The following is a 3,942-nucleotide window of genomic DNA, read 5'->3' on the forward strand; positions in this document are numbered from 1 at the left end:
GGAGATCAGCTACGTTACCAATTGATTTCTTAGCATCTGGAGTTTCACCCTTGTTTACTGTTTGTTCCTTAGCTGTTGGAGTGTTCTTATCAGCGTCTGTTGCTGGTTTTGTAACTGTAAATTTAAATGTTTCAGTTACAGGTTTTCCATCAGCACCTTTTACTGGTTGACCATTTTTACCAAGAACTGTGATCGTTACTTCTGATTCACCTTCAGTTGTTGGTGTGCCTGTAATTTGTTTTGTTGCTGGGTCGTAAGAAACACCATCTGGAAGACCTTCAACCTTGACAGAACCATCTGTAGGAACTTTCTCTACTGTGACAGCAACTGGTGTGATTTCTTTTCCTACTACACCTGTTTGATCATCAATTGGAGTGATTTTTGAAGCGATTGAATTTGGATCTTTAGTGTTTGTACCATCTGTTGTTTCGTCTGAATCTTTGACACCATCATTATCATCATCTTCATCCGTTACATCTGGGATCTTATCACCATCAGTATCCAACTTAAAGGTAGCCTTGACTGTATCAGTTGAGTTGTCTTTGTAGGTTACTGTAACAGGTACTTCAACTTCTTCAACTGTTGTTCCTGGCTTAGCTTCAACAGTGATTTTTCCTGTATTTTCATCGATTGATACTGTGTAGCCTTCTGGAGCTACAAAGTCAGATGGAATACTATATTTAGCACCTTCTGGGGCTGTAATATCTTTCCCATCTTTATCTGTGAAAGTTGGCGTTGCTGTAGCAGGGGTTCCTGGTGTTACAAGTGTGTCAGCATATTTTGGAGTGTATTTGTCTGTTTCTTCATCAAGAACAGCAGTGAATGAATCAAGTGCCAATGCTGAATGAAGGTCATCAGTGTTTTCACCTTGAAGGAATACAGCAGACGTATAGATTGCTGGTTCTGTAAGATCATTTGGCACAGTGAGTGGTACTGACTTAGCAGTTCCTTCTGCTGTTGACATTACAGTTGTTGCTTCACCAATTGCTTTACCATCTTTAAACCAACGGATTTGGTATTCGCGTGATGGCATAAGTCCACCAGTAGTACTTTCAGCAGTATTTCCTGGTTTTGCAAAGTTATCAGCATTGTCGTATACCAAGATATCGTGCATTGGTTGAGGCGCGATTAGAGCAAAGTTGGTATTTGAAATATTTGCTGCCGCAAGTGATGAAGGTCCTACTGGAAGAACGGCATCTGACGTACCTTCAAACATATTTGATTGGTAGTTATTGCTCCAAATAGCATAGTCATTGACAAGAACAGTGGCATAAACATAATCCGTATTAATGTGACGGTGTTTTTGTCCAATAGTTCCATTCCACTTCATAAGATGTTCATTGTCTAAATCTTCATCTTTAACAAGTGTTCCAAACTCTGCATCTGAAATTTTCTTAGAAAGTCCACTGTTAGCCTTATCAGCGCTCACACCATAAAGACCACGGAATGGAATACGATAGTAACCGTCTTTATCAACTGGTACTACAACAGTTTCAGCGATATGTGAACCTTTACCATTCTTAGCTTCATATTCTTTGATAATTTCAGCTTGAGCAGCTTTGAAATCATCAAGTTTGTAGTTTTTGTGTTCTTTTTTCCATTTGTCAAAAAGACGAGTTACTTCATCATTTACGTATGAAGCCGCTACTTTAACGTTTGTGGCATTAATATCGTAGCTGTCTTTTTTATACATACGTGCGTCAGAACCACTTGGGTCACGAAGTTCGTACCACACTCTACCACGGATTGTACCATAATCGCCTTTACGTGAAAATTGGCCGTCTGCTTGGTCACCTGTCTGACGGTCTGCTTCTGGTTTCAAGAGATAGTCTTCAGAATTTGGTTTTTCTTGGAGAACTACTTGACCACCAACAATACGGTTGATACCCGCGGTGAAATCCCAAGTTTCATTTAAACGGCTAAGACGTCCGTGGAAACCTGTACGTTGGTCACCTGATTTGATGACAGTGTATTTTGTTGGATCTGGATTTTCTACCCAAGTACGGATCGCAAATTTAGAATCTCCTGCAAGTTGAAACTCACCTGTGGCTCCTAGACGGTTTGCTACCGGTTTAGACAAGTCAAAGACAAAAGTTCCATCTTGTCCACTTGTTGTCTTATAAACTGGTGACACAAAACCTTTACCAGTTACATACTGAAGGTAGACATTAACTCCACCAAGGCGTTTTGCATCTTCTTGGTTGTCATTATTGACTGTACCATTACGGTAGAGCCAAACTGTACCTTCATAAGTTTGCTTTTCTCCCTTCACACCTGGACTGTAGATTGCTTTCTTTTGAGCTTCATTCTGAAGTTCAGAGTCAAAAGAGCGTGTAGTTCCATTTACTGGAGAAAGGGCACGACGTGAACGTGTAGGTGCTTCCGAAGTAGAAGTAGCTTCTGGCTTCACTTTAACGGTTTGAGAAGCTGACAATGTTGCGCTAGAGCCATCTGCAAATGTTATAACCGCAGATCCATCATTGCTGACTTGAACAGAAACTGCAGACGGATTTGAACCTTTAATCGCTTCAACGACGTTTGAGATTTCTTCAGCAGTTAATGATGTTTCATTAGCTACAGGGGTTAAACTAGGTGCTTGAATAGAGTCAGCTTCTTTTGCTGTTGCAACAACTGGTTTAGCATTTGCTTCTGTAACTGTCTCAAGGACTGGTTTCGCATTAGCTTCTGTAGTTGTTGTAACTTCTACAGCAGGTGCTGCATAAGTTACATCCTCCTCGGCTGCAACCGGCTTAGTCACCTCTGGTGTAGTACTAGCTTCCGGCTTAGCTTCTACTGTATCTGCTTTGACTGATGGTGCTGCCAAAGTAGCTCCAACCGCAAAAACAAGTGAACAACCGAAAAGGAAGTGTTTTCCTTTTTTGATCATACGCCAGTTCTTTTGCTCTGCATTTTTACGATTAAAATACATTTTGCGTCTCCTTTTTCGTATTTTTTAGCATTGTATATGCTACATACATTTTTATTATAAAATATGTATTTAAAAATGTCAAAGAATTCGATGATAAAATTATTCATAAAATATTTTACTTTTTATCTTTATTTTTACTGTACAATTCTTATCAATGAGTCCAAAAAAAATTCGCACAAGACTGAACAGTATTTAAAAAATGAATATCACCTCAATATTTGGAAAATGGTTTAAGAAAGTCACAAATTCGTTTTAGGAACTGTTCCTCCATATATTTCTAAGATACCTATCGTCATAAAGTACTAGCACCTTTCGATTAGCAACTTTATCTATACAAAAAACCGTAAGAATTTCTTCTTACGGTTTTTCTAGCAAATTCACTGAATCAAAATTTTCAGGTTTGCTTTATCAGAGCAATGGTTTACTCTTCTTCCTTACGTTTTTTAGAGATAAGGAGTCCTCCTGTCACTGCTGCAAGAAGTGCTAAACCAAGTGAAACGTTAGATTGTTCTGTACCAGTATTTGGCAATTCTTTCGCTCCTGCTTTCTTAGTTGTTTCTTTAGCAGATGACTCTTTAGTTGCTTTCTTAACAGCTTTCTCAGTTGCAATTACCGCTACTGATCCATCTGCAAAGGTTACAACTACTGATCCATCATTGTTAACCTTGATATCTGTTGCAGTTGGGTTAGCTTTCTTAACTTCTTCAGCAATCTTAGCTTTTTCCGCATCAGTCAAGTTGCTTGGATCTACTACTGGAGTAAGGGCTGGTGCTTTAGCTCCGTTTGCTTCAGACACTTTACCATCGTTCGCACTTGGTGCTGTTGGCGTTGCTTTCGCTACTGTTGCGTCTGTTGCGCCTGACTTGTTACCTGCTGCGTCTGTCGCTGTTACAGAAACTTTGTCGCCTGCCTTCAAGCCAGCAACTGGAATGCTGAACTTGCCATCTTTATCTGCTACAGCTGATACTTTTGAGCCATTTGGAAGAGTTACTTCTACTGTTGAACCTGCTTCT

At 39.7% G+C, this 3,942-nt stretch carries 2 protein-coding genes; both read right to left on the bottom strand.

Annotated elements, in window-relative coordinates; translation table 11 throughout:
* Positions 1–2,929 (bottom strand): YPDG domain-containing protein (locus tag HMPREF2987_RS05895; protein ID WP_180364507.1); only part of this gene is annotated, 2,929 nt, incomplete at its 3' end.
* A gap of 421 nt (positions 2,930–3,350) precedes the next feature.
* The coding region (locus HMPREF2987_RS05900) for an Ig-like domain-containing protein (RefSeq protein ID WP_142995373.1) at positions 3,351–3,942 on the bottom strand (592 nt) is incomplete at its 5' end.

The organism is Streptococcus sp. HMSC067H01, assembly GCF_001814775.1.
Taxonomy (GTDB): domain Bacteria; phylum Bacillota; class Bacilli; order Lactobacillales; family Streptococcaceae; genus Streptococcus.